Source organism: Caballeronia sp. LjRoot34 (genome assembly GCF_964253815.1).
Lineage (GTDB): Bacteria > Pseudomonadota > Gammaproteobacteria > Burkholderiales > Burkholderiaceae > Caballeronia.
In genome coordinates, this window is the sequence record NZ_CAXUSB020000001.1 from 1,470,637 (window position 1) to 1,493,822 (window position 23,186).

At 60.2% G+C, this 23,186-nt stretch carries 21 protein-coding genes; 19 read left to right on the plus strand and 2 right to left on the minus strand.

Annotated features, from left to right (window positions below; translation table 11 throughout):
* Nucleotides 1–43 precede the first annotated feature (43 nt).
* The 12 genes from uppS to ACSQ36_RS06525 all read left to right on the plus strand — a co-directional run bounded on the left by uppS (nucleotide 44) and on the right by ACSQ36_RS06525 (nucleotide 12,743).
* Nucleotides 44–826, plus strand: a complete 783-nt coding sequence (gene uppS, locus ACSQ36_RS06470) for a polyprenyl diphosphate synthase (RefSeq protein WP_213763101.1) — start codon at nucleotides 44–46, stop codon at nucleotides 824–826.
* Nucleotides 820–1,653, plus strand: a complete 834-nt coding sequence (locus tag ACSQ36_RS06475; protein ID WP_436181276.1) for a phosphatidate cytidylyltransferase — start codon at nucleotides 820–822, stop codon at nucleotides 1,651–1,653. Before uppS ends, ACSQ36_RS06475 begins: the two co-directional genes overlap by 7 nt.
* An 18-nt stretch (nucleotides 1,654–1,671) precedes the next feature.
* Nucleotides 1,672–2,877, plus strand: a complete 1,206-nt coding sequence (locus ACSQ36_RS06480; RefSeq protein ID WP_436181277.1) for a 1-deoxy-D-xylulose-5-phosphate reductoisomerase — start codon at nucleotides 1,672–1,674, stop codon at nucleotides 2,875–2,877.
* A 7-nt stretch (nucleotides 2,878–2,884) separates the two neighbouring features.
* A complete protein-coding gene (rseP, locus tag ACSQ36_RS06485; RefSeq protein ID WP_213763095.1) occupies nucleotides 2,885–4,270 on the plus strand; it encodes an RIP metalloprotease RseP in 1,386 nt (461 codons plus the stop codon).
* Nucleotides 4,271–4,369: 99 nt separating this feature from the next.
* Nucleotides 4,370–6,682 (plus strand): outer membrane protein assembly factor BamA, encoded by a 2,313-nt coding sequence (gene bamA / locus ACSQ36_RS06490; RefSeq protein ID WP_213763094.1) that lies wholly within the window; start codon nucleotides 4,370–4,372, stop codon nucleotides 6,680–6,682.
* Nucleotides 6,683–6,892: 210 nt separating this feature from the next.
* Nucleotides 6,893–7,411 (plus strand): OmpH family outer membrane protein, encoded by a 519-nt coding sequence (locus ACSQ36_RS06495; RefSeq protein WP_213763093.1) that lies wholly within the window; start codon nucleotides 6,893–6,895, stop codon nucleotides 7,409–7,411.
* 16 nt (nucleotides 7,412–7,427) lie between these two features.
* On the plus strand, nucleotides 7,428–8,555 hold the full coding sequence (gene lpxD, locus ACSQ36_RS06500; RefSeq protein WP_436181278.1) for a UDP-3-O-(3-hydroxymyristoyl)glucosamine N-acyltransferase: 1,128 nt from the start codon (nucleotides 7,428–7,430) through the stop codon (nucleotides 8,553–8,555).
* A gap of 142 nt (nucleotides 8,556–8,697) precedes the next feature.
* Entirely contained in the window at nucleotides 8,698–9,186 is a 489-nt protein-coding gene (gene fabZ / locus ACSQ36_RS06505; RefSeq protein ID WP_213763089.1) for a 3-hydroxyacyl-ACP dehydratase FabZ, read from the plus strand.
* A 62-nt stretch (nucleotides 9,187–9,248) separates the two neighbouring features.
* Nucleotides 9,249–10,037, plus strand: a complete 789-nt coding sequence (gene lpxA / locus ACSQ36_RS06510; protein WP_213763087.1) for an acyl-ACP--UDP-N-acetylglucosamine O-acyltransferase — start codon at nucleotides 9,249–9,251, stop codon at nucleotides 10,035–10,037.
* A gap of 11 nt (nucleotides 10,038–10,048) precedes the next feature.
* Nucleotides 10,049–11,215 carry a lipid-A-disaccharide synthase gene (gene lpxB / locus ACSQ36_RS06515; RefSeq protein ID WP_436181279.1) on the plus strand — a complete coding sequence of 389 codons (1,167 nt, stop codon included), beginning with the start codon at nucleotides 10,049–10,051 and terminating at the stop codon, nucleotides 11,213–11,215.
* The gene (gene rnhB, locus ACSQ36_RS06520) at nucleotides 11,215–11,940 is read left to right on the plus strand and encodes a ribonuclease HII (protein ID WP_436181280.1); all 726 of its coding nucleotides are present in this window, start codon (nucleotides 11,215–11,217) and stop codon (nucleotides 11,938–11,940) included. Before lpxB ends, rnhB begins: the two co-directional genes overlap by 1 nt.
* Nucleotides 11,941–11,951: 11 nt before the next feature.
* Nucleotides 11,952–12,743 (plus strand): TrmH family RNA methyltransferase, encoded by a 792-nt coding sequence (locus ACSQ36_RS06525; RefSeq protein WP_213763082.1) that lies wholly within the window; start codon nucleotides 11,952–11,954, stop codon nucleotides 12,741–12,743.
* Between the two features lie 1,071 nt (nucleotides 12,744–13,814).
* Here the strand turns inward: ACSQ36_RS06525 and ppsR are convergent.
* Nucleotides 13,815–14,633, minus strand: coding sequence for a posphoenolpyruvate synthetase regulatory kinase/phosphorylase PpsR (gene ppsR / locus ACSQ36_RS06530; protein WP_213764123.1), 819 nt, complete (start codon nucleotides 14,631–14,633; stop codon nucleotides 13,815–13,817).
* Between the two features lie 605 nt (nucleotides 14,634–15,238).
* Between ppsR and ppsA the strand changes: the two genes are divergently transcribed.
* The 3 genes from ppsA to ACSQ36_RS06545 all read left to right on the plus strand — a co-directional run bounded on the left by ppsA (nucleotide 15,239) and on the right by ACSQ36_RS06545 (nucleotide 19,193).
* Nucleotides 15,239–17,644 carry a phosphoenolpyruvate synthase gene (gene ppsA / locus ACSQ36_RS06535; RefSeq protein WP_213764122.1) on the plus strand — a complete coding sequence of 802 codons (2,406 nt, stop codon included), beginning with the start codon at nucleotides 15,239–15,241 and terminating at the stop codon, nucleotides 17,642–17,644.
* A gap of 96 nt (nucleotides 17,645–17,740) precedes the next feature.
* Nucleotides 17,741–18,169, plus strand: a complete 429-nt coding sequence (locus tag ACSQ36_RS06540; RefSeq protein ID WP_436181281.1) for an NfeD family protein — start codon at nucleotides 17,741–17,743, stop codon at nucleotides 18,167–18,169.
* Nucleotides 18,170–18,251: 82 nt separating this feature from the next.
* A complete protein-coding gene (locus ACSQ36_RS06545; protein ID WP_213764120.1) occupies nucleotides 18,252–19,193 on the plus strand; it encodes an SPFH domain-containing protein in 942 nt (313 codons plus the stop codon).
* A gap of 87 nt (nucleotides 19,194–19,280) precedes the next feature.
* Here the strand turns inward: ACSQ36_RS06545 and smpB are convergent, their stop codons facing one another.
* Complete coding sequence (gene smpB, locus ACSQ36_RS06550) at nucleotides 19,281–19,730, minus strand: SsrA-binding protein SmpB (protein ID WP_031364027.1); 450 nt, start codon at nucleotides 19,728–19,730, stop codon at nucleotides 19,281–19,283.
* Between the two features lie 99 nt (nucleotides 19,731–19,829).
* Between smpB and ACSQ36_RS06555 the strand changes: the two genes are divergently transcribed.
* From ACSQ36_RS06555 to ACSQ36_RS06570, 4 genes are all read left to right on the plus strand, one after another.
* Complete coding sequence (locus ACSQ36_RS06555; RefSeq protein WP_031364028.1) at nucleotides 19,830–20,264, plus strand: type II toxin-antitoxin system RatA family toxin; 435 nt, start codon at nucleotides 19,830–19,832, stop codon at nucleotides 20,262–20,264.
* Entirely contained in the window at nucleotides 20,264–20,593 is a 330-nt protein-coding gene (locus ACSQ36_RS06560) for an RnfH family protein (RefSeq protein ID WP_436181282.1), read from the plus strand. Before ACSQ36_RS06555 ends, ACSQ36_RS06560 begins: the two co-directional genes overlap by 1 nt.
* Nucleotides 20,594–20,816: 223 nt before the next feature.
* The gene (gene guaB, locus ACSQ36_RS06565) at nucleotides 20,817–22,277 is read left to right on the plus strand and encodes an IMP dehydrogenase (RefSeq protein ID WP_213764118.1); all 1,461 of its coding nucleotides are present in this window, start codon (nucleotides 20,817–20,819) and stop codon (nucleotides 22,275–22,277) included.
* Between the two features lie 2 nt (nucleotides 22,278–22,279).
* Nucleotides 22,280–23,110 (plus strand): hypothetical protein, encoded by an 831-nt coding sequence (locus ACSQ36_RS06570; RefSeq protein WP_436181283.1) that lies wholly within the window; start codon nucleotides 22,280–22,282, stop codon nucleotides 23,108–23,110.
* The last annotated feature ends 76 nt before the right edge of the window (nucleotides 23,111–23,186 follow it).

Below are 23,186 nucleotides of genomic sequence, written 5' to 3' on the forward strand. Positions count from 1 at the left end.
TCGTGCCGGCGCGTCACTCTGTCGATACTTAGATTCAGCGGCCATGACCTATACCAGCTCTACCGTTCGCGTACCCGATGTCGCGGCTGTCCCGCGTCATATCGCGATCATCATGGACGGCAACGGCCGTTGGGCGACGCAGCGGCGCCTGCCGCGCGTGGCCGGCCACACGCGCGGCGTGGACGCCGTGCGGGCAACGGTCGAAAGCTGTGCGCGCCAGGGCGTCGAATTCGTGACGCTGTTCGCTTTCAGTTCCGAAAACTGGCGTCGTCCGACTGACGAAGTCTCGTTCCTCATGCGCCTGTTCGTGACGGCGCTGGAGCGGGAAGTCGGCAAGCTGCACGCGAACGGCATCCGTTTGCGCGTGGTCGGCGACACCTCCATGTTCGACGAGCGCATCCGTGCGCTGATCCAGCGCGCCGAAACCAAGACGGCGCGCAATACGCGCCTGACACTGACCATCGCGGCAAATTACGGCGGCCGCTGGGACGTCATGCAGGCGGCGAAAAAGCTGGCGGAGCAGTCGGTTCTGGAAGGCCGCGTTGTTCCGGTCGACGAAGCGGCGTTCGAGCAGCACCTGGCCATGGCCTATGCGCCGGAGCCGGACCTGTTCATCCGGACGGGCGGGGAGCAGCGCATCAGCAATTTCCTGCTGTGGCAGATGGCGTACACAGAACTCTATTTCACCGATACCTACTGGCCCGATTTCGACGCCGAAGCACTGGCTCGCGCGATCGAATCGTATGCTGAGCGCGAACGGCGGTTCGGGCGGACCAGTGCGCAACTCGAACCGCAATCGCAGAAGGCCGACACCCTTTCATGCTAAAGACCCGTGTCATCACGGCAATCGTCCTGCTGGCAGTGCTTCTGCCAATCACGTTGTTCGCGCCGGTGGGCGTTTTCGCGGCATTGATCGCGGTTGTGGTCATCTTCGCTGCCTGGGAATGGGGGCGGCTGCTCAAGCTGACCGGCGGGTCGCCGGTGGTGTACGCGGTGATTGCCGGCATGGCGCTGATCGCCAGTACGCGACTCGGGCTGGGTTACAAACCGCTGTATCAGATGGCGGCCATATTCTGGGTGCTGGCCGGCCCGTTCGCGCTTGCGCGCAAGCCCGCTCTTGCCGACGGCGCGTGGCGCGTGTTCCTGCTGTTCGCCGGCATTGTGACGTTCGTGGCCTGCTGGCACGCGCTGGTTACGGCCCGTACGGTCGGGGTGGCGTTCGTGCTATCGCTTCTCCTAGTCGTATGGCTGGCCGACATTGGCGCATACTTCGCCGGAAAAGCGTTCGGCCGGCATAAACTTGCACCGTCCATCAGCCCCGGCAAAACCCGCGAAGGCGCGTTGGGTGGCTGGCTGGCGGTGATGATCGTCGGTTCGGCGGGCGCGGCCACGCTGGTTTTTGCGCCGACACTTTTTTCGGCGCTGGTGGCGCATCTCGGCTGGGCCGGGGCGCTCCTCTCGTTGACGGTGCTGACCGTATTCAGCGTAATTGGCGACCTGTTCGAGTCTCTGCTGAAACGCCAGGCGGGCGTCAAGGATTCGAGCGGATTGCTGCCCGGGCACGGTGGCGTCCTTGACCGGATCGACGCATTGTTGCCTGTATTGCCGATCGCACTCCTGTTGCTCGGTCCTGTTGCCCAGTCAATCGGCTAATCGGCTAAAGAAGGATTTATGCAAAAACGTCTGACTCTGCTCGGCTCCACGGGCTCGATCGGCGAAAGCACGCTCGACGTCGTGGCGCGGCACCCGGACCGTTTCAAGGTCTACGCGCTGAGCGCGCATCGCAACGGCGACAAGCTCGTCGATCAATGTGTGCGGTTCCAGCCGGAAGTAGCGGTGGTCGGTGACGCCGATACCGCCGCGAAGGTCGCCGCCGCACTGCGCGCCCAAGGCTGCAAGACCGAGGTGAGCTATGGCCCGCAAGCGCTTGTAGACGCCTCGGCGAGCGCCGGCTGCGACACGGTGGTGGCTGCTATCGTGGGAGCTGCGGGGCTCGCGCCCACGTTGGCTGCCGCCCGTGCGGGCAAGCGCATCCTGCTGGCCAACAAGGAAGCGCTGGTCATGTCGGGCAAGATTTTCATCGACGCGGTGCACGACAACGGCGCGGTGCTCCTCCCGGTCGATAGCGAGCACAACGCGGTGTTCCAGTGCATGCCGCGTGAAATAGCGTTGCACGGCGGGGTATCGAAGATTATTTTGACGGCATCCGGCGGCCCGTTCCGCACCCGCGAGCCGTCAACGCTGCGCCACGTCACGCCCGACGAAGCCTGCAAGCATCCGAACTGGGCGATGGGCCGCAAGATTTCCGTCGATTCCGCCACGATGATGAACAAGGGTCTCGAAGTGATCGAGGCGCATTGGCTTTTCAACGTGCCGGGATCGCGCATCGAAGTGCTGATCCATCCACAAAGCGTGATTCATTCGCTCGTTTCATACGCGGACGGTTCGGTACTCGCGCAACTCGGCAACCCCGACATGCGCACGCCGATCGCCTATGCGCTGGCGTTTCCGAAACGTGTGGATTCAGGTGTCGCTCAACTTGATCTCGCACAAATTGCGTCGCTCACCTTCGAGAAGCCTGACCTGAAACGTTTCCCTTGCCTCGCGCTCGCGCTGAAGGCGCTGGAAGCCGGCGGCACCGCGAGCGCGGCGCTCAACGCGGCCAACGAGGTCGCGGTGGAGGCGTTCCTTGCTCGCCGTATCGGCTTCATGGCGATCGGGGAAGTGGTCGAGCGCGTGCTGGATGCGTTGCCGAACGGCAGTGCCTCCACGCTCGATGAAGTGCTCGCCGCCGATGCCGAAGCGCGTCGCCTGGCAGGCGAGTTCGCCGCTTTGCTGACAGCCGACGCGCCGCACGCCGAACGCGTCCTGCACTGAGGTCGCCATGAACTTCCTGATTGAAATCGTTGCGTTTGTGGTGGCTATCGGCGTGCTGGTCGTCGTCCACGAATTCGGCCATTACAGCGTCGCGCGACTGTGCGGCGTGAAGGTCCTGCGATTTTCGGTCGGATTCGGCAAGCCGCTCGTGAAGTGGGTCAGCAAGAGCACCGGCACCGAGTGGACGATCTCCGCGCTGCCGCTGGGCGGCTACGTGAAGATGCTCGACGAACGGGAAGCGGAAGCGAGCATTCCCGAAGCCGATTTGCCGCGCGCATTCAATCGTCAACCGGTGTTCAAGCGGATCGCGATTGTTGCAGCGGGTCCGGTGGCGAACTTCATTCTCGCCATTTTGTTGTTCGCCGGCGTGTTTGCCGGGGGTGTGTCTGAGCCGGCGGCGATTCTTGCGACGCCCGCGCCTAACACCGTCGCCGCCAAGGCGGGCTTCGAGGGCGGCGAGACGATCGTTTCAATGCGCGATGTGCAGGGCAGCAGCGACGCGAGTGGCGAGACGCACAAGGTGCGCTCGTGGTCCGATCTGCGCTGGAAACTGCTCGATGCTTCGTTCGATCACCGCCCTGTGGTGCTGACGGCCAAGACGAACGAGGGCACGTTCGATTTCCCGGTGAGCGTGGGCAAGATCGACGATCAGGACGTCGACCAGGATTTCATGGATAAACTCGGCTTCGAGCCGGGTGGCGGCACGCTGGCGGTGGCCGGCGTGGAAGCGGGCAGCGCGGCGGCGAAAGCGGGCTTGCAGGCGGGTGACGTGTTGCGCGCTATCGACGGTAAAAAGATCGATAACGCGATGGGTTTTATCGACTATGTGCAGCATCGTCCGGGTACGCCGGTTTCGCTGACAATCGAGCGCAACGGTGCGCAGCGCGCCGTGCAGATCGTGCCGGAGCTCAAGCAGGACGCTGCCACGCATCGCGATGTCGGCCGGATCGGCGCGTCGCTCGCGACCCGGATTCCGGCGGTGGACGTGCGTTACGGGCCGGTCGAAAGCCTGCAGTTGGGCGTCAGGCGGACCTGGGACATCAGCATTTATTCGCTGCGCATGTTCGGGCGGATGATCACGGGCGAAGCGTCGCTGAAAAATCTTTCTGGGCCGGTGACGATCGCTGATTACGCCGGCAAGAGCGCGCGGCTTGGATTGTCGGCGTTTCTATCGTTCCTCGCGCTCGTGAGTATCAGCCTCGGCGTGTTGAACTTGTTACCGATTCCGGTTCTTGACGGTGGGCATCTGTTATATTATTTGGTTGAAGCCGCAACCGGCAAAGCCGTGTCAGATCGCTGGCAGTTGGTTTTGCAGCGGGCGGGTCTTGTTTGCATCGTCGCCTTGTCGATGATCGCGCTCTTTAATGACCTTGCCCGCCTGATCCGCTTTTGATCTGGCTTGGCCGTAACCTTGATCCTTTTTCATCTTGTCTGGCGGCGCTTGAACGAACGCCGTCCGGCTCGATGCAGCTATACACACTGGGGAAGCACGTTGTTCAAACCTCATCGCTTTGTTCCTAAGTCGGCTGTGGCCGCAGCATTGGCCGCAACCGGAATGGCGGCGCACGCGACAACGCCGTTTGTCGTGCAGGACATCCGGATTGATGGCCTGCAGCGCATTGAACCCGGTTCGGTATTCGCCTATTTGCCTATCAAGCAGGGCGACACGTTCACCGACGACAAAGCCTCCGAGGCAATTCGCGCGCTTTATGCAACGGGCTTCTTCAATGACGTCCAGATCGCCACACAGGGCAACGTGGTGGTGGTGCAGGTGCAGGAACGTCCGGCCATTTCGCAAATCGATTTCTCCGGGATCCACGAGTTCGAAAAGGACAACCTGGCGAAGGCGTTGCGCGCGGTAGGCTTGTCGCAAGGGCGCTCGTACGACAAGGCGCTCGTCGACAAGGCAGAACAGGAACTCAAGCGTCAGTATCTGACGCGCGGGTTCTATGCTGCCGAAGTCACGACTACCGTGACGCCGGTCGACCGCAACCGCGTGCAGATCCTGTTCTCGGTGGCGGAAGGTCCGAGCGCGAAGATCCGCCAGATCAACTTCATCGGCAACAAGGCGGTCAGCACGAGCACGCTGCGCGACGAGATGCAGTTGTCCACGCCGAACTGGTTCTCGTGGTACACGAAGAACGACCTGTACGCGAAGGACAAGCTCTCGGGCGACCTTGAAAACGTGCGCTCGTACTACCTGAATCGCGGTTATCTCGAGTTCAACATCGACTCGACGCAGGTGTCCATCTCGCCCGACAAGAAGGACATGTACCTGACGATCGCGCTGCACGAAGGCGAGCCGTACAAGATCAGCGCGATCAAGCTTTCGGGCAATCTGCTTGACCGCGAGGCGGAGCTGACCAAGCTCATCAAGATCAAACCGGGTGACCGTTTCTCGGCCGAGAAGCTGCAGGCGACCACGAAGTCCATCGTCGACAAGCTCGGCGAATATGGCTACGCGTTCGCGCAGGTCAACGCACAGCCGCAGATCAATCAAGCCGATCACTCCGTCGACCTGACGCTGAATGTGGATCCGAGTCGCCGCGTGTATGTGCGGCGCGTGAACATCGCCGGCAATACGCGTACACGTGACGAAGTCGTGCGCCGGGAAATGCGTCAGCTCGAAAGCTCATGGTTCGATTCGAGCCGGCTGGCGCTGTCGAAGGATCGCGTGAATCGTCTCGGGTACTTTACCGATGTCGATGTGACCACGGTTCCGGTCGAAGGGACGAACGACCAGGTGGACGTGGACGTGAAAGTCACGGAAAAGCCGACCGGCGCGATTACGCTCGGTGCGGGTTTTTCGTCGACGGACAAGGTGGTGCTGTCAGCGGGCGTGTCGCAGGACAACGTGTTCGGTTCGGGTACCAGCCTTTCGGTCAATGTCAACACGGCCAAGACGTACCGGACGTTGACGGTGACGCAAGTCGATCCGTATTTCACCATCGACGGCATCAAGCGTATTACCGACCTGTACTACCGCACGTATCAGCCGCTGTATTACTCGACCGATTCGAGCTTCAAGATCGTTACCATCGGTGGTGACCTGAAGTTCGGCATTCCGTTCTCGGAGCAGGACACGGTGTACTTCGGCGCGGGCCTCGAGCAGAACACGCTCGACGTCGATGCCAACACGCCGCAGAGCTACAAGGACTACGTCAACGAGTTCGGCCGCGTAGTGAACAACGTGCCGGTGACGGTTGGCTGGTCGCGTGACAATCGTGATAGCGCATTGGTCCCGAGCCGCGGGTATTACACGCAGACGAACTTCGAATACGGTACGCCGGCGGGTAACACCACCTACATCAAGGCAGACGCCCAGGTTCAGTATTACTACTCGTTCGCGCGCGGCTTCGTGCTCGGCCTGAACTTGCAGGGCGGCTACGGTAAGGGCCTGGACGGCCAGACGTACCCGATTTTCAAGAACTACTATGCTGGCGGTATCGGCTCGGTTCGCGGTTATGAACCGAGCTCACTGGGTCCGCGTGACACGACCACGGGAGACCCGATCGGTGGTTCGCGCATGGCGGTGGGTAACATCGAGCTGACCTTCCCGTTGCCGGGTACGGGTTATGACCGCACGCTGCGCGTCTTCACCTTCCTTGACGGCGGTAACGTCTGGGGCGATCCGGGTCAGGGCGGCACCAGCACGGGTGCGAACGGCCTGCGGTATGGTTACGGTTTCGGTCTGGCGTGGATTTCGCCAATTGGCCCGCTCAAGTTGAGCTTGGGCTTCCCTGTGACGAAGCATGCCGGCGACCAGTATCAGAAGTTCCAGTTCCAGATCGGTACGGCGTTCTAAACCGCGATCGGGATGTGTCGGTGGTCCGGTTTTCCGTTCTTGTCGCGGCACCGGGACACCTGACGCAGAGGCTTGGCTTAGTGATCTGACTTAGTGATCTGATTCTGTGACCTGATTGGGTGGCATCATCAGTCAGTGGTGTAAATAAGTAACGTGAGGAAGACTTTGCGAACCGGTAAGCTTTCGAAACATGTAGCGTTGGCGCTTGTTATGTCGGTGACGCTCGGCCTGATGGGTGCCGCCAAGGCAGAGGCGCAGGAGACCCGGATTGCAGCCGTCAACTCCGATCGCATCTTGCGTGAGTCAGCAGCGGCCAAGGCGGCGCAGACGAAGCTCGAACAAGAGTTTTCGAAGCGGGACAAGGCGTTGCAGGACATGGCGGCGCGGCTGAAGACCATGTCGGACGCAATGGACAAGAACGGCGCCGCCATGGCGCCTGCCGACCGTGCCTCCAAGCAACGCGATTTGTCGCAGCTCGACCAGGACTTCCAGCGCAAACAGCGCGAATTTCGCGAAGACCTGAACCAGCGCCGCAACGAAGAGCTTGCTGCCGTGCTGGACAGGGCCAACAAGGTCATCAAGCAGATTGCCGAGGCGCAGCACTACGACCTGATCGTGCAGGAAGCGGTGTACGTCAGTCCGCGCATCGATATCACTGATCAGGTGCTGAAGGCGCTGGCCGCGAATCAGGCGAGCCTGTCGGCCAATCCAGCTAGTAGTTCGAACTGATCGGGAGCGGTACCGGATGGCATCTGACAGCGCGATCACGCTTGGTGAACTGACACAACGGTTCGGTGGAGACATAGCAGGCGATGCAGCGCATCGCGTGAACGGCCTCGCGCCGCTCGACCAGGCCGGCCCCACGCAACTCGCCTTTCTCGCGAACCTGAAGTATTTGTCTCAAGTGGAAAGCACGCAGGCCGGTGCGGTGTTGATTTCGCCGGCGGACCTGGAGAAAGTGACGTCGCGGCAAGGGCGTAACTTTATTGTCACGGCGAATCCCTACGCTTATTTTGCGCGTGTCGCGCAGGTTTTCATCGACCTCGCGACGCCGCTGGTCGAACCCGGCGTGCATCCCACGGCGTTTATCCATCCCCGTGCGAAGGTGGCCGCGAGCGCCGTGATCGGGCCGCACGTGAGCGTGGAAGCGGGCGCCGAGATTGGCGAGCGCGTGAAGCTGGATGCGGGCGTGACTATCGGTCGGGGCGTGAAGCTGGCTGACGACGTCCATCTTTATCCCCACGTGACCGTCTATCATGGCTGTAAGCTCGGCGCGCGAGTGATCGTGCATGCGGGTGCGGTGATCGGTGCTGACGGTTTTGGTTTTGCGCCGGATTTTGCCGGCGACGGCGACGCGCGCACCGGCAGCTGGGTCAAGATCCCGCAAGTCGGCGCCGTGGTCGTGGCGCAGGACGTGGAGATTGGTGCGAACACCACGATCGACCGGGGTGCAATGGCCGACACGGTGATCGAGGAAGGCGTGAAGATCGATAATCTGGTCCAGATCGGGCATAACTGCCGGATCGGCGCCTATACGGTGATTGCAGGCTGTGCGGGCATTGCGGGCAGCACGAATATCGGGCGGCATTGCATGATCGGCGGCGCGGTGGGCATTGCGGGCCACGTAACGCTGGCGGATTACGTGATTGTCACGGCACAGTCCGGCGTGTCGAAGTCGCTGCTGAAGCCGGGCATGTACACCAGCGCATTTCCCGCCGTGAATCACGCGGACTGGAACAAAAGCGCGGCCATTGTGCGTAATCTGGACAAGTTGCGGGAACGCATCAAGACGCTCGAAGCGGCGGTAGCCGCAGGCATTAACCCGGATACCACCGCGAATAACACCCCGGACAGCACTTCAGGCAAGCATTAAGACGGTAAAACCCGCGGTAAAACCCGCGGTAAAACCCGGCATCCCACGCGAAGCCGCTTGGCAGGCTTGTTAGCTTATAAGTTTCCTGACGAGCGGTTTCGCAGTCAACACCCGCGCTGTGAAGCGCGCGAGCAGAACGACTATGAGCACCGAAAAAATCAATCTAGACATCCACAAGATTCTCACGTTGCTGCCGCATCGGTATCCGATCCTGCTTGTCGACCGTGTACTCGAACTCACGCCGCATCAGAGCATCAAAGCGCTGAAGAACGTGACGGTCAACGAGCCGTATTTTCAGGGTCACTTCCCGACACGGCCGGTGATGCCCGGCGTGCTGATTCTCGAAGCGCTTGCGCAGGCGGCCGCGCTGCTGACGTTCGCCGAGGAAAAGGAACCGCACGATCCGGAAACGACCCTGTATTACTTCGTGGGCATCGACAAGGCGCGTTTCAAGCGCGTGGTCGAACCTGGCGACCAGCTGATCCTGAACGTGAACTTCGAGCGCTATATGCGCGGCATCTGGAAATTCAGCGCACGTGCCGAAGTGGACGGTGCGGTGGCAGCCGAAGCCGAGTTGATGTGCACCGTGAAGAACACGGCCGCCGACACGAAGACGCCAGGCACGCCTTAACCGGCGCGGCTGATCAGGGCAGAGCAGAGCAAACTCAGCAACAGAACACCAGGCGAGGGCGCATGAGCAAGATTCACCCTACCGCGATCATCGAGCCGGGCGCGCAGCTCGACGAATCCGTCGAAGTCGGTCCGTACGCGATCGTCGGCCAGCACGTGCAGATTGGCGCGCGCACGACTATCGGCTCGCACAGCGTAATCGAAGGCCATACGGTCCTCGGCAGCGACAACCGCATCGGCCACTACGCATCCGTCGGCGGCCGGCCGCAGGACATGAAGTACAAGGACGAGCCCACCCGGCTCGTGATCGGCGACCGCAACACCATCCGCGAATTCACCACCATTCATACCGGCACGGTGCAGGATACGGGCGTGACCACCATCGGCGACGACAACTGGATCATGGCATACGTGCACGTGGGCCATGACTGCCAGCTCGGCAGCAACATCGTCATGTCGAGCAACGCGCAACTGGCGGGGCACGTGATCATTGGCGACCATGCCATTGTCGGCGGTATGTCGGGCGTGCATCAGTTCGTGCGCATTGGCGCGCATTCCATGCTGGGCGGGGCTTCCGCGCTCGTGCAGGACATTCCGCCATTCGTGATTGCCGCCGGTAACAAGGCTGAACCGCACGGTATCAACGTGGAAGGGCTACGTCGGCGCGGCTTTTCGGCTGAGGCTATTTCGGCGCTGCGTTCGGCGTATCGCGTGGTGTACAAGAGCGGCGCGACGCTTGAAGAAGCGAAGGTGCAATTGCGCGAACTCGCGTCCGCAGGCGGCGATGGTGATGCGCCTGTGACGGCGCTGGCCGATTTTATCGACGCGTCGCAGCGCGGCATCATCCGTTGACCGAGCGCCCAATGACGCTGGCCCCCGCCCCCCTGCGCGTTGCGATGGTGGCGGGTGAGCCGTCGGGCGATCTGCTCGCGGCTTCCCTGCTGGGCGGCCTGAATGAGCGCTTGCCGGCCGGCACGCAGTTCAATGGTATTGGCGGCCCACGCATGACGGCCGTTGGTTTCGACGCGCACTGGCCGATGGACAAGCTCACGGTGCGGGGTTATGTCGAAGCGCTGAAGCATATTCCCGAGATCCTGGGCATTCGCAACGAGCTCAAGCGGCAACTGCTGGCTGAGCCGCCGTCGGTGTTTATCGGCGTGGATGCGCCCGATTTCAATTTTGGTCTCGAGCACGCGTTGCGCGACGCCGGTATTCCGACGGTGCATTTCGTGTGTCCGTCGATCTGGGCGTGGCGTGGCGGGCGGATCAAGAAGATCGTCAAAGCCGTCGATCACATGCTGTGCGTGTTCCCGTTCGAACCGGCGCTGATGGAGAAGGCGGGTATTGCGTCCACGTACGTGGGCCATCCTCTCGCCGATGAAATCCCGCTCGTGCCTGACGTTGAAGGCGCGCGCCGCGCATTGGGCTTGCCGGAAGGCGGTCCGATTATCGCCGTGTTGCCGGGTAGCCGGCGTTCGGAGATCGCGCTGATCGGCCCGACCTTTTTCGACGCGATGGAATTGATGCAGCGTCGCGAACCCGGTGTGCGTTTCGTGATGCCGGCGGCGACTGCCGCGTTGCGCGAATTGTTGCAGCCGCTGGTGGCCGCCCATCCGAATCTGGCCCTGACTATTACTGAAGGCAAGGCCCAGGTCGCGATGACCGCCGCCGACGCCATCCTGGTCAAGAGCGGCACGGTGACGCTGGAAGCGGCGTTGCTTAAGAAGCCGATGGTCATCTCGTACAAGGTGCCTTGGCTGACGGGTCAGATCATGCAGCGGCAGGGTTATTTGCCGTATGTCGGTTTGCCGAACATTCTGGCCGGGCGGTTTGTCGTGCCGGAGATTCTCCAGCATTTCGCCACGCCGGAAGCGCTCGCCGACGCCACGCTCAAACAGTTGAACGACCAAGCGAACCGCGCGACACTGACGGAAATCTTCACGGAAATGCACCACGCGTTGCGTCAGAACACCGCACAACGCGCGGCCGAGGCCGTGGCGCAGGTTCTGGAAACGAGGAGGCCGCGGTAATGGCGAAGATCGTCGCGAAAGGCGTGGTACGGCGCGCGGGGCAGCCTGCGTTTGACTTCGATGTCGATACGCCGTCCGACGTCATTTGCGGCGTGGACGAAGCCGGCCGTGGCCCGCTGGCGGGTCCTGTGGTTGCGGCTGCGGTGATCTTCGATCCATCGAAACCCAGGATTCGCGGACTTGACGACTCGAAGGTGTTGAGCGCCAGGAAGCGCGAGGAGTTGTACGAGAAAATTATCGACCGTGCGCTGGCTTATTGCGTGGCTTCGGCGACGGTTGAGGAAATCGACACAATCAACATTCTCCACGCCACCATGCTCGCGATGAAACGCGCGGTGGAAGGGTTGTCGGTTACGCCGACGGTGGCGAAGATTGATGGTAACCGGTGTCCTCAATTGTCGATGCGTTCGGTGGCTATTATTGGTGGCGACGCGTTGATCGCGCAGATTTCGGCGGCGTCGATTCTGGCTAAAGTCACGCGCGACCGCATGCTGTTGCAATTGCACGAAGTCCACCCCGTTTACGGTTTCGATGCCCACGCCGGTTACGGTACACCACAGCACCTCAGGGCGTTGCTTGAACATGGGCCTTGCGAGCATCATCGGCGTTCGTTTGCGCCCGTGCGCGAGGCGCATGCGCGATTGGGCACGGCGCTGCCGGTCGTTGCAGCCGGGGTGCTGGAAGCGGCTGCCGCGGAGCAGGGCATCGACGCTCCTCCGTTCTGAATTCTCCCCAAGTGAAAGCCATTACCTCGCGGGATAACCCGCTTTACAAGCGCCTGAAGGCGCTCGCCGGATCGACCGCGCAGCAGCGCCGCAGCGGTCACGCGTTGCTCGAAGGGCTGCATCTCGCCAGTGCTTATCTTGATGTGGGTGGGCAGCCTGAGACGTGCGTTGTCACCGAGGGTGCGCTTCAGCACGATGAAGCGCGGCAGATTGTCGGGCGGATCGATCCTGCGCATGTTTATACGTTGCCCGATGCTTTGTTCGGACAGCTATCGAGTGTCGTGCATGGTGTGGGGATGGTGTTGCTGGTTGAGAAGGTTGCGCCATTGTTGCCCGAGCGCATTACCGGGACGTGTCTGGTTCTCGATGGCATCCAGGACGCCGGCAATGTTGGATCTATTTTGCGGAGTGCCGCGGCGGCTGGGATTCAGCATGTGTTTTGCATGCCCGGGACGGTGTTTGCGTGGTCATCGAAGGTGCTGCGGGCGGGCATGGGCGCGCATTTCCTGCTCGGCATTTACGAGGATGTTGAACCGGCGGAATTGCTGTCGCGGTTTTCTCCCGAGGTGCGGGTGACTATCACTGATTCGCACGGTGCGAAGGCGATCTACGATGTGGATTTGTCGGGGCCTGTGGCTTGGGTCATGGGCAATGAGGGTGCGGGTGTTTCGCCATTTTGGCGCGACCACGCGACGCTTCGGGTGACCATTCCCCAGCCGGGTGGCATGGAGTCGCTGAATGTGGCGGCCGCCGCCGCGGTTTGCCTTTTTGAGCAATGTCGGCAGGGATTTCGCTCGCGCTAGGGGGGCGGTGGTCGGGGTTTGTGCTGGGGTGGTTGGTTCTGGGGTTAGCGGTCCGGGTCAATGCCGGGTTGCTGCTTTCAGTGTTAGTGGTCTGCTTGAGTTGGATTTTCTCTTTATCACTATTAGCCACTGTGCGTGGCGGCACGTCATTTCTTTGTCCAAAGCGACAAAGAAACGAAGCAAAGAAAGCGCTTTTAAACCACGCTACCCTAAGTGTCCACAGCGTGCAGTTTTGATTCATAGGTGCCCCAAAAGCACGGTGCTCGCCAGAGCGAAGGATGTGTGAACCCCTCCTTCTCGCGAATCCTGACATGAACACGCTTCGCCCCGTACGCTCTCGGGCAAGCACCATTGTCAAGGAACCACACGCTTCGCCACCAGTGATTGAACCTGCCCAAGGAGCACCCCGCGCTATCCGCGGACAACCTCCCTCCAATGTGTACGCGCCTCGAACCTCGTCGCCAACCCGCCAAGAAACGAAGCCGCAAAGATGCAGGTGGCCGTAACCGACGAAAATAGCTGTACAGAACGCGCAGCCAATTCACAAAAAACTGAAGCAGTAAACACAAACACGCATGAAGCTGTGGCCTATGAATACGGTCGCACGGACCAAGTAGCTAACCTGTCAAAAAACCGCAGCCGTAAATACCCGTGAGGCCGTGCAGGTTCCTTAGCAAATGTGCTTGCCCGAGAGCGTACGGGGCGAAGCGTGTTCGTGTCAGGATTCGCGAGAAGGAGGGGTTCACACATCCGTGGCTCTGGCGAGCACCGTGCTTTTGGGGCACCCATGAATGAAAACTGCACGCTGTGGACACTTAGGGTAGCGTGGTTGAAAGCGTTTTCTTTGCTTCGTTTCTTTGTCGCTTTGGACAAAGAAATGACGTGCCGCCACGCACAGTGGCTAATAGTGATAAAGAGAAAATCCGACTCTCGCAGACCACTAACGCTGAAAGCAGCAACCCGGCATAGACCCCGACCGCTAACCCCTGAGTCGACCAATCCAGCACCAACCCCGACCACTAACCCCAGAACCACCCGCCCCCAAACCCCGTCCACCGGCGCGAGCGAAAACTAGTAGTACGAAGGCCGTTCCAAGCGGATTTCCTGCAAGATGGTCGTAGCGATTTCCTCAATCGACTTATGCGTCGACGATAACCACTTGACCCCTTCGCGCTTCATCATTGCCTCGGCTTCATTGATCTCATAGCGGCAATTCTCCAGCGCCGCATACTTACTCCCTGGCCGCCGTTCGTTGCGAATCTCCGCCAGCCGCTGCGGATCGATCGACAAGCCAAACATCTTTTCCCGATACGGAAGCAACGGCGTAGGCAACCGCCCACGTTCAAAGTCCTCGGGAATCAACGGATAATTCGCGGCCTTAACACCGTACTGCATCGCCAGATAAAGCGACGTCGGCGTCTTGCCGCTACGCGACACGCCGACCAGGATCACATCGGCATCGGACAGATTCCGATTCGACTGGCCGTCGTCGTGCGCCAGCGAAAAATTGATCGCCTCAATCCGGTTCTTGTATTCGTCCGTATCCGCGTTCTGGTGGACCCGGCCCATCGCGTGCGTCGACTTGATGTCGAGTTCCAGTTCCAATGGCTCGATAAACGTCTGGAACATGTTCAGCACCAGCGCGTTCGACCGCCGCACGATCTCGTTCGACGCGCTGTCCACCAACGTGGTGAACACAATCGGCCGACGGCCATCGAGTGACACCGCCTCGTTGATCTTCGCGATGGTCGCATGCGCCTTCTCGGTCGAGTCAACAAACGGCACGCGCACGAGCCGGAATTTCTGGTCGAACTGGGACAGGATCGAATGTGCGAAGGTCTCGGCAGTGATCCCGGTGCCATCGGAAACGATGAATACGGTAGGCGGCATCGGCGTTGAGGGTCGTGAAATTATGTGAAATGAATTGACGCTGATTATGGTCGATTAATGGGTCGGACGGATTGACGCAAAAGGCCTGGGCATGAACACTTATCTACGTCGCGCCGGGCGCGGCGTCAGGCTAATAACTCCAAAGTAAGCATCCACTAAAACACCTGATGTGCGCCGCCACACCATCCACGTGTGAAGGGTCTCATTACGCAGCGCTTTTATGCCCCGCGATGAAACATTTCCCAGAGGTAGCACGGTAGAATAGCGGCAACCTGTTCGATAAGCAATTGCGGACGATTAATCATCGATTCACGGAAGTTACCACCCATTCGTGCGTTTTCGAAACAAAACGTAGATTTTATGGGCAGTTTTAACCGATATCGATGTGTTTCGAAGTCGTGTTTTCCAGCATCGCAACGCGGTTTTGGAAGGGCTCACGTTCGGCGGCTACGCGACACGTCCCGCCCCCAAACGGCGCGTGGATCGAAACATGCGGCATGTGCTTATCAAACAGGTTATGCAGGTTGCGGTACGCGCCCCCAATGAGCGCCGCCGCTGCGAGCCCACTTGCATGATCGTGAATTCCATCCACCTTAGGGGCTTACATGACTAACGAAGCTAACGTTGCAAAGGACCAAGCGTATGTAGTTCCATTCGAGCAGTTGCGAATGACCGACGTCGACGTTGTCGGCGGCAAGAATGCGTCGCTCGGCGAGATGATCAGCCAGCTCGCCGAAGCCGGCGTTCAGGTGCCCACTGGTTTTGCGACCACGGCACAGGCATTTCGCGACTTCCTGCATCACAACAATCTGACCGAGCGCATCGCCAAACGTCTGGAACTCTTCGACGTCGACGACGTGAAAGCCTTGGCCGAAGCTGGCAAGGAGATCCGCCAATGGATCGTCGACGCGCCGATGCAACCGCGCCTCGAAGAACTGATTCGCAAAGGCTTCGATACGCTTCAGGCCAGTTCGCCGGAAGAGCTGTCATTCGCCGTGCGGTCTTCGGCGACTGCTGAAGACTTGCCGGACGCATCGTTCGCGGGTCAGCAGGAAAGCTATCTGAACGTGGTCGGCATCGACGAAGTGCTCGATCGCATGAAGCACGTGTTCGCGTCGCTGTATAACGACCGCGCTATTTCGTATCGAGTGCATAAGGGTTTTACGCACGCTGAAGTCGCGTTGTCGGCGGGCGTGCAGCGCATGGTCCGCTCGGACGTGGGCGCGGCCGGCGTGATGTTCACGCTCGATACCGAATCAGGCTTCAAGGACGCCGTGTTCATTACGTCGAGCTACGGCCTGGGCGAAACGGTCGTGCAGGGCGCCGTGAATCCGGACGAGTTCTACGTCTTCAAAACCACGCTCGAACAAGGCAAGTACCCGATCATCCGCCGCTCGATCGGCTCGAAGCTCATCAAGATGGAATTCACGAACGCTGGTGAAGCCGGCCGCGTGAAGACGGTGGACGTGTCGCACGAGCAGCGCAACCGCTTTTCCATCACCGACGCAGACGTGATCCAGCTCGCGAAGTACGCGGTGATCATCGAAAAGCATTATCAGCGTCCGATGGATATCGAGTGGGGCAAGGACGGCCGCGACGGCAAGATCTTCATTCTTCAGGCACGTCCTGAAACGGTGAAGAGCCAGGCTGCGGGCAAGGCCGAAATGCGCTTCAAGCTGAAGGGCCAGTCGAACGTGCTGGCCACGGGCCGCGCTATCGGCCAGAAGATTGGCGCAGGTCCGGTGCGCGTGATTCACGATCCGTCAGAGATGGATCGGGTTCAGCCCGGCGACGTGCTGGTGGCCGACATGACCGACCCGAACTGGGAGCCGGTGATGAAGCGTGCATCGGCTATCGTGACCAATCGCGGCGGACGCACGTGCCACGCGGCCATCATCGCGCGCGAACTGGGCGTGCCGGCAGTGGTGGGTTGCGGCGACGCAACCGACGTGCTGAAAGAAGGCCAGTTGGTGACGGTGTCGTGCGCGGAAGGCGACGAAGGCAAGATCTACGACGGCCTGCTCGAAACTGAAGTAACCGAAGTCGAGCGCGGCGAATTGCCCGAGATTCCGGTCAAGATCATGATGAACGTCGGCAACCCGCAACTTGCGTTCGACTTCTCGCATCTGCCGAACGCAGGCGTGGGCCTGGCGCGGCTCGAGTTCATCATCAACAACAACATCGGCGTGCATCCGAAGGCGATTCTCGAGTACCCGAACGTTGACGCCGACCTGAAGAAAGCCGTGGAAAGCGTCGCGCGTGGCCATGCATCGCCGCGTGCGTTTTATGTCGACAAGCTGACGGAAGGGATTGCGACGATTGCGGCGGCGTTCTATCCGAAGCCGGTGATCGTACGTTTGTCCGACTTCAAGTCGAACGAGTACAAGAAGCTGATCGGTGGTTCGCGTTACGAGCCGGACGAAGAGAACCCCATGCTCGGCTTCCGTGGCGCATCGCGTTACATCTCGGAGGACTTCGCCGAAGCCTTCCAGATGGAATGCATCGCGTTGAAAAAGGTGCGCGAAGAGATGGGCCTCGATAACGTCGAGATCATGGTGCCATTCGTGCGTACGCTGGCACAGGCTGAGAAGGTCGTTGGCCTGCTCGAGAAGTTCGGCCTGAAACGCGGCGTGAATGGCCTGCGGCTGATCATGATGTGCGAAATTCCGTCGAACGCGATTCTCGCCGAAGAGTTCCTGCAGTTCTTCGACGGTTTCTCGATCGGATCGAACGACCTGACGCAGCTCACGCTGGGTCTGGACCGCGATTCGGGCATGGAGTTGCTCGCAATCGACTTCGATGAGCGCGACCCAGCTGTGAAGTTCATGCTGAAGCGCGCGATCGAAACCTGTCTGCGGCTGAACAAGTACGTGGGCATTTGCGGTCAGGGCCCGTCGGACCATCCGGATCTCGCCGAATGGCTTGCGAAGGAAGGCATTGAGTCGATGTCGCTGAATCCGGACACGATTATCGACACATGGAAGACGCTGGCCAAAGCTTTGAATAAGTAAAACATGCGGCTGTATCGAAAGAGTATCAAGCTTTCAAAACAGTAAGCGTGCTATAACACCCCGGACGTTCCGGGGTGTTTTTGTTTGGAGAATCGCATGGCTGCTAACGGACTTTTCTGGTGGATCGGCGCCGGGGTGCTCGTGTTGCTCGAGTTGATGTCCGGCACGTTTTATCTGTTGATGGTGGCGGTGGGTTTTGTCGCGGGCGGGATCGCGCATTTGTTTGGAGCGGGACTGGAGATTGAGCTGCTCATAGCCGCGTTGGTCGCGATGATCGCCGTCACCGTATTGCGGCGCTCGAAGCTGGGTCACGTTACCCGGCGCGATGCATCGCATGATCCGGGCGTGAACCTGGACATTGGCGAGACGCTGAAGGTGAACGAGTGGCACGAGGGCCGCGCGAGGGCGTTGTATCGCGGGGCGGAATGGGACATTGAACTGGCGCCGGGGGAGACTGAAGGCGCGCATATGTACAGGATCACGGCGTTTTCCGGCAACACGCTGGTCGTTGCGGCAACCCGCTGAGAAGATGGAAATCGGGCTTAAGGCCGGGCTTAAGTTTTCATAAGCCGGTCGACAAGTAAGACACGCATAACAAGGAGTAGAGATGGACGTGACTATCATCGGGGCAATTTTGTTGATTATCGTCATTGCGATTGCCGCGCAGACGATCAAGATCGTGCCGCAGCAACACGCATGGGTGCTGGAACGGCTCGGGCGCTATCACGCGACCCTCACGCCGGGGCTGACCATCGTCGTGCCATTTGTCGATCGCGTGGCCTACAAGCACGTGCTGAAGGAAATTCCGCTGGAGGTGCCGAGCCAGGTCTGTATCACGCGCGACAACACGCAGTTGCAGGTGGACGGCGTGCTGTACTTTCAAGTGACCGACGCCATGAAGGCATCGTATGGGTCAAGCAACTTCATCTACGCCATCACGCAGTTGTCGCAGACCACGCTGCGTTCGGTGATCGGCAAGCTCGAACTCGACAAGACCTTCGAAGAACGCGACTACATCAATCACAGCATTGTGACGTCACTCGATCAGGCTGCGGCGAACTGGGGCGTGAAGGTGCTGCGCTATGAAATCAAGGATTTGACGCCGCCGAAGGAGATCCTGCACGCGATGCAGGCGCAAATCACGGCCGAGCGCGAGAAGCGGGCGGTGATTGCTGCGTCGGAAGGTCGCAAGCAGGAGCAGATCAATATTGCGTGGGGCGCGCGTGAGGCGGCCATCCACAAGTCGGAAGGCGAGCGTCAGGCGCAGATCAATCAGGCCGAAGGCGAGGCGTCGGCCATTCTGGCGGTGGCTGTCGCGAATGCTCAGGCAATTGAGAAGATTGGTGCGGCGATACAAACAGCCGGCGGCATGGAAGCGGTGAACCTGAAGGTTGCAGAGCAATATGTCACTGCGTTCGGGAACATCGCGAAGCAGGGTAATACGCTGATCGTGCCGGGGAATTTGTCGGAGATGAGTTCGATGATCGCGTCGGCGCTGAGCATCATCAAGGGCGATGGAACGGGTGGTGGCGTGATTCGTAAGAGCTGATTCAGCTAGCCATATAAAAAAGGGCGTCGACTACATGGTCGACGCCCTTTTTTTGCTTGGATATGCTCACTATCATGCCGGTGGTGCTCAATGCTTGGCACCGCGCATGATTTGCGCTTTTTCACGTTCCCAGTCGCGCTTTTTCTCGGTTTCGCGTTTGTCGTGGAGCTTCTTGCCCTTCGCGAGGCCGATCTCGCATTTCACGCGACCACCTTTGTAGTGGAAGTTCAGCGGCACGAGCGTATGACCCTTCTGCTCGACCTTGCTGATGAGCTTCGAGATTTCTTCGCTGTGCAGCAGCAGCTTGCGTGTGCGGACCGGGTCCGGATGGATATGGGTCGATGCTTCCGGCAGCGGGCTGATGTGCGCGCCGATCAGGAACAGTTCGCCGTCACGAATGATGACGTAGCCTTCCTTGATCTGGCCGCGACCGGCCCGGAGCGCCTTGACTTCCCACCCTTCCAGCACGAGCCCCGCCTCGTAGCGATCTTCGATGAAGTAATCGAAGAAGGCTTTTCTGTTGTCGATGATGCTCATGAATGAAAAGTGCCTAACTCGTTTAAAATCCTGATTTTAGCAGCGCGGGCGAGGTAAAGCCCGCAAAGCTTCCCACTCTTGCCACGCGTTGCGCCCTTTATGGCAGATGTCCAGAAAACTGTATTGATCCGTCACTCTGCAGAGCAGATGTTCGACCTCGTCACCGATGTCGCCGATTACCCGAATTTTTTGCCGTGGTGTGGAGGCGTGGAAGTAGGCCGCCACGACGAACACAGCATGGAAGCGAAGATCCACATCAATTTCAAGGGCATCAAGCAGCATTTCGCCACGCGTAACGTGCATACGCGCCCGACCACCATCGATATGGAGTTCATGGACGGTCCTTTCAAGAAGTTCACCGGTTACTGGCGGTTCACGCCGTTGCGGGCCGATGCCTGCAAGATCGAGTTCGCGTTGCATTACGAGTTTTCGAACATCATTCTCGAGAAGATCATCGGGCCGGTGTTCAGTCATATCGCGCACACGTTCGTGGATTCGTTCGTGAAGCGCGCAGATCAGCGGTATGGAAAGTGATGACTCTTTCCGTTGAGGTTTGTTATGCGTTGCCCGAGGGGAAAAGCGCGGTGTGTGCGCTTTCCCTGGGCGATGGTGTGACTCTGCGGGAAGCTATTGAGGCGAGTGGATTGCTCGTACAGTTTCCCGAGATCGATCTGAACGTGCAGAAAGTGGGCGTTTTTGGAAAGATCCAGGCGCTGGATGCAGTGCTTGCCGATCACGATCGGGTGGAGATTTATCGGCCGCTGAAGGTTGATCCGAAGGTGGCGCGGCAAAGGCGGGTTGAGAAGACGCGGCGCGGCGGGTCCATTGAAGGGCGGCGGTGGACGCGCAAGGAAGCGCGGTAAGGGCGATTCGTCTGGATGCCGGCATCCTTGCCGGCATCCGCAAAACCGAACTTGTATCGAACGCAAATCGAGCGAAAAACCGAAACGGCGAGGTAAATCTCCCACCCGGCCGAGGCCCGAAAATTGCGACGGAAAACGAGGAATGCCACCTAACCTGCTGTTCGGGCAGTGAAAATCCGGGGAACTATCGGTATAATTCGGTTTTGCGCCCATAGGATTTGCCATGCGTCTGATCCAGAAAGCACTCACGTTCGATGACGTGCTCCTCGTGCCCGCGTTTTCCAACGTTCTCCCGCGCGACACCAGCCTGAAAACACAGGTTACCCGCAAGATCTCGCTGAACATGCCCCTGTTGTCCGCCGCCATGGACACAGTCACCGAAGGCCGGCTCGCTATTGCGATGGCCCAGCTCGGCGGTGTCGGCATCATCCACAAGAACCTTACCGCTGCCGAACAGGCCCGCGAAGTCGCGAAAGTAAAGCGTTTCGAATCGGGCGTGGTGCGCGATCCGATCACCGTTCCGCCGCAAATGAAAGTGCGCGACGTGATCGCTCTCACGCAACAGCACGGCATTTCCGGTTTTCCGGTGGTCGAAGGGCAGCAGCTGATCGGTATCGTGACGAACCGCGACTTGCGCTTCGAAGAACGTCTCGACGACGAAGTGCGCAAGATCATGACGCCGCGTGAACGTCTCGTGACGGTCAAGGAAGGTACGCCGCTCGCCGAAGCGAAGGCGCTGATGCACAGCCATCGGCTGGAACGCGTGCTGGTCGTCAACGACGCGTTCGAATTGCGCGGCCTCATGACCGTCAAGGACATCACCAAGCAGACCGAACACCCGGACGCCTGCAAGGACGAACACGGCAAGCTGCGCGCTGGCGCGGCAGTCGGCGTGGGTCCGGAAAATGAGGAGCGCGTTGAGCTGCTGTCGGCGGCGGGTGTGGACATCATCGTGGTGGATACGGCGCACGGACACAGCCAGGGCGTGCTTGAACGCGTGCGCTGGGTGAAGCAGAACTATCCGCATATTGAAGTGATTGGCGGGAATATCGCCACGGCTGCGGCTGCCAAGGCGCTCGTGGAATACGGCGCGGATGGCGTGAAGGTCGGGATCGGCCCGGGTTCTATCTGTACGACGCGGATCGTGGCGGGGGTTGGCGTTCCGCAAATTACCGCAGTGGCTAACGTATCGGACGCGTTGCGCGGCTCGGGCGTACCGGTGATCTCTGACGGCGGCGTGCGTTTTTCCGGCGATGTCAGCAAGGCGCTTGCAGCCGGCGCTGACGCCGTGATGATGGGCAGTATGCTTGCTGGCACGGAAGAATCCCCCGGCGACGTGTTTCTGTTCCAGGGCCGCCAGTTCAAGGCGTATCGCGGCATGGGTTCGGTCGGCGCGATGAAGGACGGCGCGGCGGACCGGTATTTCCAGGACAACTCGGCGAATATCGACAAGCTGGTGCCTGAAGGCATCGAAGGGCAGGTTGCCTATAAGGGTTCGGTCAACGCGATCCTGTTCCAGGTGGTCGGCGGCGTGCGGGCGAGCATGGGATATTGCGGCTGCCGCAATATCGCTGAAATGCACGACAAGGCCGAATTCGTCCAGATCACGGGCGCCGGCATGCGCGAGTCGCACGTGCACGACGTGCAGATCACGAAGGAAGCGCCCAACTACCACGTGGAATGACCATGAAACCGCTGCTGCGCGCTGTTCTTGTCATCAATGCACTGATTTTCCTGGCGTTTGGCGTGTTGTTCCTGCTCACGCCATGGACAGCTTTGTGGGCAGCGATGCATCTCGTGACCGTGCAGCCGCCGTTTGTCGGACAGTTGTTCGGGATCGCGCTGATCGGTATTGCGTGGCTCGCGGTTCATGCTGCTATCGATGGCGCTTTGACCGCGACGGCCGCCAAGGTGGCGGGACATGTGGAGTGGTTGTCGGGCCTGGTGATGATGGTATGGCTGCTCGGGTTGCATACGCCCGAGTTGACGGGGTTTGGTCAGGTGATTGCGGCGTTGGCCGGCGTGGCCATGCTGGTGCTGGGGCTGGGCAGCGTGAGGCTGTCAGGTGCGGTGCGGCGGCGCGAGCGCGCTGCGCTGGCCGGGGCTGCTGCGGCCGAGCGTGCCGAGAAACGTGCGGCGAAGACCAAGGTGGAGGAGCGTGTAGAGCGTGTGACTCCGCCGCCGCGGCCTTTGTCGTCGGACCCCGTTGCACCGGCCAATCCTCGCTGGGATAGTGAGCTGATCGAGCCCGTCGTGGGCGAGGCTATCCCGCCGCTCGCGCCCGCACGTCCCGCTGCGCTGGCGCCATCGGCTACTGCGTTTGATCCGGCGACCGGACATGTCGTCGATTCTGCCACGGGGCGCTCGCTGGATCCCGCCACTGGCCGCGCGTTCGACCCCGTCAGCGGTCACAAGCTCGATCCTGAAACCGGTCGCGCGATCGACCCGGTCACCGGTCGGACGGTGGATCCGATTACCGGACAGTTTATCGATCCGGTTCGCCGCGATCCGCGCTGACGGCTTGCGCGCATAGCTCTTCGCGACTGTGCCGGTTTGGTCGAACACCTGTCGAGGAACGGAGCATCGCGTTTCG